At 49.7% G+C, this 1,440-nt stretch carries 1 rRNA gene; it reads right to left on the reverse strand.

Going from position 1 to position 1,440, the window contains the following annotated elements:
- Positions 1 to 1,440, reverse strand: a 23S ribosomal RNA gene (locus KQI30_RS16760); the annotation flags it as partial.

Genomic DNA, 1,440 nt, shown 5'->3' on the forward strand with positions numbered 1-1,440 from the left:
TTTGGTAGTATCGGAATATCAACCGATTGTCCATCACCTACGCCTTTCGGCCTCGGCTTAGGTCCCGACTAACCCTGGGCGGACGAGCCTTCCCCAGGAAACCTTAGATTTTCGGCCATTGAGATTCTCACTCAATTCTCGCTACTTATGCCAACATTCTCACTCCTGTACAGTCCACCGCTCCTTTCGGTACGACTTCAGCCCATACAGGAAGCTCCTCTACCACTCCGTTAGGAGTCCGTAGCTTCGGTAGTAGATTTTAGCCCCGGACATTTTCGGCGCAAGGTCTCTCGACTAGTGAGCTATTACGCACTCTTTAAATGAGTGGCTGCTTCTAAGCCAACATCCTAGTTGTCTTAGAAACCTCACATCCTTTACCACTTAATCTACATTTAGGGACCTTAGCTGACGGTCTGGGCTGTTTCCCTTTTGACTACGGATCTTATCATTCGCAGTCTGACTGCCTGGGTACAAGTGTATGGCATTCGGAGTTTGATAAGGTTCGGTAAGCCTCGCGGCCCCCTAGCCCATTCAGTGCTCTACCTCCATCACTTAATTTACCAGACGCTAGCCCTAAAGCTATTTCGAGGAGAACCAGCTATCTCCGAGTTCGATTGGAATTTCTCCGCTATCCACAGCTCATCCCATGGTTTTTCAACACCAACGTGGTTCGGTCCTCCACGAGGTTTTACCCTCGCTTCAACCTGGCCATGGATAGGTCACCCGGTTTCGGGTCTACAGCATGCAACTAGTCGCCCTGTTCAGACTTGGTTTCCCTTCGGCTACGTACCATAAGTACTTAACCTTGCTGCATACCGTAACTCGTTGGCTCGTTCTACAAAAAGCACGTCGTCACACTCATAAGGTGCTTCGACCGGTTGTAGGCACAGGGTTTCAGGTTCTATTTCACTCCCCTCCCGGGGTTCTTTTCACCTTTCCCTCACGGTACTGCTTCACTATCGGTCACTAGGTAGTATTTAGCCTTGGGAGGTGGTCCTCCCTGCTTCCCACAAGGTTTCACGTGTCTCGTGGTACTCTGGATCAGTTCTGACTTTTTCGTTCTTTCGCCTACATGACTATTACATTCTGCGGTGCAACTTTCCAGTTGTCTTCGACTAGAATTTCAAAGTATTTATGAACTGTCCGCAACCCCAAGAGCAAGCTCTTGGTTTGGGCTCTTTCCGTTTCGCTCGCCGCTACTCAGAAAATCGATGTTTCTTTCTCTTCCTCCGGGTACTTAGATGTTTCAGTTCCCCGGGTTACCTTCCTTAAGCTATGGATTCACTTAAGGATACATGAGGTTTCTCATGTGGGTTTCCCCATTCGGAAATCTGTGGATCACGGCCTATGTGCGGCTACCCACAGCTTATCGCAGCTTATCACGTCCTTCATCGGCTCCTAGTGCCAAGGCATTCGCCCTGCGCCCTTTGTAGCTTGACC

The sequence above is a fragment of the Clostridium bornimense genome (assembly GCF_018917145.1).
In the GTDB taxonomy this organism is placed as follows: domain Bacteria; phylum Bacillota; class Clostridia; order Clostridiales; family Clostridiaceae; genus Clostridium_AN; species Clostridium_AN bornimense_A.